The organism is Moorena sp. SIO2C4, assembly GCF_010672485.1.
Lineage (GTDB): Bacteria > Cyanobacteriota > Cyanobacteriia > Cyanobacteriales > Coleofasciculaceae > Moorena > Moorena producens.
The window spans coordinates 1-6,675 of the sequence record NZ_JAAHGN010000370.1; the positions used below are offsets into that span (position 1 = coordinate 1).

Genomic DNA, 6,675 nt, shown 5'->3' on the forward strand with positions numbered 1-6,675 from the left:
GACACTCGAAGACCTTCTGATGGCCGCCGCCTGTATGTTGCTTTCTGGTCCGTTGATGGCAGGGTATACCCAAACCTTGAATGATTTCTATGACCGCGAAATCGACGCCATTAATGAACCATACCGTCCTGTCCCATCGGGAGCCATCTCTATCCCCCAGGTGATCACCCAGATTGTGGTGCTACTCCTAGCAGGTATCTCTCTTAGCTACGGACTCGATGTTTGGGCTGGTCATGAATTTCCCACACTCACCTGTCTTACCCTAGGTGGTGCCTTTCTAGCCTATATCTATTCTGCCCCACCCCTGAAACTGAAAAAAAATGGTTGGCTGGGAAACTATGCTCTCGGTGCCAGCTATATCGCCCTTCCCTGGTGGGCAGGTCATGGCTTATTTGGTCATCTTAACCTGACTATTATGATTCTGACCCTGTTCTACTCCCTGGCAGGGTTAGGTATTGCAGTAGTTAATGATTTCAAGAGTGTGGAAGGCGATCGCGAATTGGGCTTAAAATCCCTACCGGTCATGTTTGGTGTTACCACAGCAGCTTGGATTTGTGTGGTGATGATTGATCTATTTCAAGCAGGGATTGCTGGTTATTTAATCAGCATTCATCAGAACCTCTACGCTGCTATCCTGATCCTATTAATCATCCCCCAAATCACCTTCCAGGATATGTACTTTCTCCGTGACCCCCTGAAAAATGATGTCAAATACCAGGCTAGTGCGCAACCGTTTTTGGTACTAGGGATGCTAGTTGCTGGTTTGGCTTTGGGTCATAGTGCTATTTAAAATAGAGAACAGGGAATAGGGAACAGGGAATAGGGAATAGGGAATAGGGAATAGGGCAAAAATCCTGTGTACCTCAGGTGTGACCCGTGGCGAATTTAATTCGCCAAGGTCAAGCTCACCTAATAGCTATGAGAAACGCTATATTTTAGGTTTAAACCAGACTCAATCTGAAAGCTTACTACTTACGGTCAATTGGTCAATCCGGGTAAGAAGCAATCAAATCAAGGTTTTTTGGCAGTTCTCTACCATCAGGGCTGATAGCTGATAGCTGATCGCTGAATGCTTAGAGTTTAAGACTACCAGTATTGACCACAGGTTGTATATTTTGCTCAGCAGTCAAAACCACTAGCAAATTGTTAATCATTGCTGCTTTTGTTTCCTCGTCTAGCTGAATAATTTGGTTATCGTTCAGCCGCTTGATGGACATTTCCACCATGCTTAAGGCACCTTCGATAATTTCTTGACGAGCTGCTATAATTGCTTGTGCTTGCTGACGCCGTAGCATGACTTGGGCAATTTCTGGAGCGTAGGCTAAATAGGAAATACGACTATCAATCACCTCGACACCTGACACCTCTAAGCGAGCCTGTAATTCTTCCTTAAGAGCTGCTGCAATCTCTTCGGGGCTGCCTCTGAGTGACGCTAGGTTTTCTTGATTAGTATCGTAGGGATAACGACTGGCTAAACCACGGATAGCGGTCTCACTTTGGATGGCCACAAAATCTACATAGGAATTTACGTCAAAGGTGGCTTTGGCTGAGTCTACAACTCGCCAGACAACTACCGCAGCAATCTCAATGGGGTTGCCTTTCGCGTCATTTACCTTCAGCTTATCACTATTGAAATTACGCACTCGTAGAGAAACCAATTGCTTGGAGGCAAAAGGGTTAACCCACCAAAAACCAGAGGTACGGACACTGCCAACGTAGTTACCTAAAAACACTAGCACTCGGGCTTGGTTAGGCTGCACAGTCAAAAAGCCTTTTACGGCAACCAAGGCTACAATCACTAGACCAATACCAAATAAGTTGTTGGTATAGATCAATAAGTCGTTGATATTGGAAAACCCGACTAGACCTTTACCTAACCACACACCAAAACTAGCGATCGCAATAATCCCTACCAGAGCAGCAAAACCATTAACTTTAAAGGTAGGAATTTCCTGAATACGTTCCATTGTTATGTATCGTTCCTGTATTGCTCTGTGTTGTTGTATCTAATTGGCTGATAGGTCTATTTTGCTTGGTTTATCGGGGGTTTGACAGTACCCTTGCGGGTACTAATCACTAATTTGACGGTAAACCTGAATCATTTGTTGTGCGATCGCATTCCAACTATAGTGCTTTAAAGCATACTCCTGAGCCTTGACTCCCCGCAGTTGGCATTCATCTTTATTTTGAAGTGCTTCCCGTAACTGTCTAGTCAAAGCCTGAACCTCACAAGCACTCACCCATCCTGCTTCAGCATCTTTGACGTTTTCCCAAATATGGACCTGGTCAGAAATCACCACTGCTGTCCCAGCCACCATCGCTTCCGCTACCGCAATCCCAAAGTTTTCGTAGTAAGATGGCAGGACAAATACATCCGCATCCTTTAACAATGCTGCTTTCAAATCACCAGTCACGAAACCAGTAATGGTAGTATTTGATGATAGAGTTGAAGCCTTGATCTGGTCTATGATACTATTTTCATAACTTGGGTCTTGAGGATTAGTTCCCGCCAAGACAAAGTGAAACTGCAATCCCTCGTTTAATAGCTTTTCTAGAGCTGGGATAAGTAAATCCAATCCCTTCTTCGGGTCAATACGAGACATAAACAACACTAAGGGCTGGTCATGGGGAATCTTCAATTCAGTACGTGCTTGAGCTAGTTGTTGCTGAAGTTGTTGCTGGATTGGCGGCGTTACTCCTAAGGGAATCACGATATCAGGGGATGCTGTGCCAAAACGTTCCGAAATCTTAGCTTCCTGTTGACTGGTAAAGTGTATACCAGCTGCTCCAGCTAAATTCGGTTTCTCCCACAGTGCGGCATAGATGCGCTTTAGCTGTTGTTTCTTCCGCAAATCCGCTGGGTCAAGGGTACCTAAGGGACGCAATAGGTATGGTAATCCCTGTTTTCGGGCGATGGTAGCCGCTGCTGTACTGACTGGGGAAAACAAGGCATGGATATGGGCAAGGTCAAATTCTGAGGCGTGTTGCCATAGCCAGCGTAATAAGCCCAGGGAAAATTTATAGCGGCGAAAGGGAGAGCAACGGAAGTATCTGATCTGATAACCATCCTGTTCTACTGGTTGATCCAGGGGTACATCCAAAGGGGGTTGACCAGCATCCCCATTAGAGTTAGTAGTTAGTACTGTAATTGCTACCCCTTGAGATGCCAGAGCCTGAGATAGTCCCTTTACCATTTGACTCGGACCACCATATACCAGGGAAATCGACGGGACGATTTGTAAAATTCGCATGGGATATTGATTAATAGCAAGTTGGGTCAAACATAGCACTATTCCTAATCAACCTTAGGAGCAATCACGACCTTACGCCATAATTGAGCAACATGGGCGATTACTCAGGGTGCATCTCAATGCATGCAAAAACACTCTTCGGCAATAGAATGCTCATATTATTTTATGACAATTACCCTTAATAAAAATCTCCACCATCTCCCTATCTCCCTATCTCCCCACACTTCCTTTAGTTATAAATTTACAACAAAAAGATTCACCCGATTAATCCCGTTATTGCACCAATTCATAATACTCTTCCATCTGTGCTAAAGCTGCTTTTGCTTCTTGGGGAAATTTATCAAATTTGGCAGTCTTTTTGAACATAACATGTTCAAATCGGGGAGGATTCCTGTAAGCATTCAGCCGTCAGCTGTCAGCTATCATGCTTATTTTATTCAAAAGCACCATTAGTAGCGTACGCTATGGGCAGAAACTGTTCGGTGTAGCGTGGCCACAAGCCTTTAGCACCTCAAGTAGCGCTAATCGCTGTTCGCTGATACGCGACACGCTGATAGCTTACGGATTCCTGTTCCCTATTCCGAAGTTAAACAGTTGTGACGGTTAACCTTCTTCAAGGTCACCAATATCCCGCTTCAGAGGTCGCTTGTAGGTAAAGGTGAAGGTATCGCCACTCTCAATGACCTGGTGCATTTCGCTATACATGGGATAGTCACCCACTCCACTGACACTTGCCCAGCCCCGCGCCCGAGTTAATGCTACAAAGAGCTGGTTACGCAGACTGACATCACTCTCGTTCCTGGCAACATTATCAACACCAACCACATACACCATATCCGCTTCATTACCCTTAGCACGGGGCACACGAGATATGGTTACTCCACCATCTTTCCAGAAGCGATCGCGATCAATGTGGGGCCATTGAGGCTTTAGTTCATTCAACTCCAATGCTGTGGGAATATAAATATCAATGTCTTGCTCCATCAACACAACAGCGACATGATTTTCTAATTCAATTGCTTCGGAACTAGAGCCTAAAACTAGCACTAAGATTTCTGTACTGGCTTTAAGGTCATCATCAACCAGATTATGCATAATCTTATCGGCCAAAGCACTAATTTCTTCCTGACGAGAGCCATAGGTTTCAAAGTCTAAGACTGGTGCGCTCCACAATTCAGGAACTGGATTGGGGGAGTTTTCTTTTGGACGATGGATGGTGATTTTTTGACCGGGAATAAAGTTACCTTTGACTTCATAACCAATTTTTTCCCAATCTTCCTTTCTGGTAATTCCCGTTAGCATCCCCTCAGGACGTAGCAACCCCATTCCGAGGCCATGAGCAGCGGTGAGAATTGAGCCAGGAGTGCGGTAGCAGCGCCGCATAACTTCAGATTTTTTAATACCACCGGGGTATTGTGGTCCTTGTGACAAAAGTCGGCTGAGATTTTCACCGAATAGTTCTTTTGTGGTAGGAATTTTTAAGGTGTCTAGGCTTTGAGCTTCGTCATAAGCCCAGATTAAGCGCCGTTGTTCTGGCTGTTCTGGATCAACGGGTCGTAAGGCTTGATAAGCTAGCCAATAAATTGCTTGTTTGCCCTGGTATTTTAAGTCATCTTCAGTAACTAAGTCTTGTCCTTCATCAATTAAAATGGCATCAAAGCAGGGTTCAATGTTGATTTCTTCCGATAGGCGTTTACAAAGTTCTGCCAAACCCCGATTGGGCTGTCTTTCCCGAGTATCCCCAGCGGATTTGGGTCTAGCGCCATTTAACTGGCAAATTGTGCTGTACAAACCAGGCTGATCCTTAGCACCCCAAGCATGAAGCACTCGCAGTTTGTGATTAGTCTTGTGGTCATACTGGATATCACCATTGCTGAAACGACGCAGCCATCGATCCACTAACCCAATCATCAAGTCGTAGAGGGTACGACTAAAAAACACTAACCCAATCGTCCAATCTGGGTGCTTCAAGTGCATATGAGCGGCTTTTTGGCATAGCAGCACTGTTTTTCCTGACCCCGCAATCCCCCGCAGCCGCTGAAACCCAGGAGGGATTTCTTTACCAATGTGTTCCTGTTGCATATCTAATTCGTAGAGTTGTTCGGAGTAAGCGGCTACAACACTAGCGCGAGTTTTGCCTTCGGTAGAGACTAGGGTACGCAGAGGTTTACGGAAAATTGGTGCTCCGCTGATCACGGCTAAGAGTAACTTCCACTGCTGATCATCTATGTCTTCTCCTGGTATCACTGATTCTGTTTCTTGAATACACTCTAGCAAGCCAACTTTACCCAGTTGGTCCTGGAAGATAATGGGAGGACAGTCTGGGAGTTGGTCAAAACCGTGGTGTTGCCATTGTTCTTGAGTAATTAAAGGAAGAGCAATCATCGCCCTACCGGTAACTTTGCGCCAAATAGCAGGTTCGCGATCGCAAGAAGCCAGTATTGCTTTTAACTGATGTTCTGCTTGTTGGTAGGGATGTGCTTCAGTGGTGTCACAGTTTTGGAGTTGCCACTGATAACCATCAATAGTAATGATTTGATCAATGGTGACAGATTGGATTTCAATTACTACTAGACCAAGGTCTTGATCAGTAATAAAAATATCAGGCTCCTTAGAGATTTCCCCTACTTTAGAAAAAATAGGATAGCGCCAGTAACCAATACAATTGCGTTCTGAAAATGCACTGCGAGTGGCATCCCACACTCTTTGTTTTCCTGTTTCTTCACTTTCTGTGATCGGTTCAGTGGTAATAAATTTGCGACCCTGATCTGTATCGATAACCGACATTTGGGCTAATTTCCTTTAGTAATGTTTACATCGGTTTTAAGGTGAAGTACACAATTTTAGGGAATAGGGAACAGGGAATCGGGAATCGGGAATCGGAACCCACCCCTAGGGTGTGTTTTCAAAGTTTTCCGCAAGATATTAGATCCCCCCCAGCCCCCCTTATTAAGGGGGGAGCCATACTCAAAGTCCCCCTTTTTTAAGGGGGATTTAGGGGGATCTCGGAGTTTGAAGACACGCCCTAACCCCTCCCAGGAGGGGAACGGGAATCGGGAATCGGGAATCGGGAATCGGGAATCGGGAGAAAATCCTGTGTACCTCATAAGTATGGTAAACGGTAGATTAAATCCGTATTGCTATAGCGCCTTACCATCTCCCCACACCTGCCATACCTCCCACACTTTCCTGTCTTTCTCTACTCCAAGCTCGGAAACTCCCTAAAACCCAATAGGAAAGTACGTAAGCTATCAGCTATCAGCTAAAGGCCGTTGGCCACGCTTCGCGAACAGTTATCAGCTTATGGGCTATGGGCAAGCTAGGGGAACAGCTTTTGAATAAAACAGGTAAGCATTGGTTTAATTTGAGGAAAGTCACAGGCTAGAAGCCTGTGCCACAAAACTGACGGCTGACCGCTGACGGC

5 protein-coding genes are annotated in these 6,675 nt (G+C 45.3%); 1 reads left to right on the plus strand and 4 read right to left on the minus strand.

Annotated features, from left to right (window positions below):
• Positions 1-790: chlorophyll synthase ChlG (gene chlG / locus F6K20_RS19175; RefSeq protein ID WP_287295669.1), on the plus strand; the 790-nt coding region annotated here is incomplete at its 5' end.
• Positions 791-1,073: 283 nt separating this feature from the next.
• On the opposite strand, the gene F6K20_RS19180 is transcribed toward chlG, so the two are convergent.
• The 4 genes from F6K20_RS19180 to F6K20_RS19195 all read right to left on the minus strand — a co-directional run bounded on the left by F6K20_RS19180 (position 1,074) and on the right by F6K20_RS19195 (position 6,358).
• Positions 1,074-1,967, minus strand: a complete 894-nt coding sequence (locus tag F6K20_RS19180; protein ID WP_287295671.1) for an SPFH domain-containing protein — start codon at positions 1,965-1,967, stop codon at positions 1,074-1,076.
• Positions 1,968-2,069: 102 nt separating this feature from the next.
• On the minus strand, positions 2,070-3,251 hold the full coding sequence (gene hpsP / locus F6K20_RS19185) for a hormogonium polysaccharide biosynthesis glycosyltransferase HpsP (RefSeq protein ID WP_044494703.1): 1,182 nt from the start codon (positions 3,249-3,251) through the stop codon (positions 2,070-2,072).
• Between the two features lie 603 nt (positions 3,252-3,854).
• Entirely contained in the window at positions 3,855-6,038 is a 2,184-nt protein-coding gene (locus F6K20_RS19190; RefSeq protein ID WP_287295673.1) for a DEAD/DEAH box helicase, read from the minus strand.
• Between the two features lie 56 nt (positions 6,039-6,094).
• Complete coding sequence (locus F6K20_RS19195; RefSeq protein WP_287295674.1) at positions 6,095-6,358, minus strand: hypothetical protein; 264 nt, start codon at positions 6,356-6,358, stop codon at positions 6,095-6,097.
• Positions 6,359-6,675 lie beyond the last annotated feature (317 nt).

What these genes read in the sequence shown, in the direction of transcription:
- hpsP (WP_044494703.1), bottom strand. Translation starts at nt 3,251, where the DNA reads ATGCGAATTTTACAAATCGTCCCGTCGATTTCCCTGGTATATGGTGGT.
- F6K20_RS19195 (WP_287295674.1), bottom strand. Translation starts at nt 6,358, where the DNA reads ATGAGGTACACAGGATTTTCTCCCGATTCCCGATTCCCGATTCCCGAT.
- F6K20_RS19180 (WP_287295671.1), bottom strand. Translation starts at nt 1,967, where the DNA reads ATGGAACGTATTCAGGAAATTCCTACCTTTAAAGTTAATGGTTTTGCT.
- F6K20_RS19190 (WP_287295673.1), bottom strand. Translation starts at nt 6,038, where the DNA reads ATGTCGGTTATCGATACAGATCAGGGTCGCAAATTTATTACCACTGAA.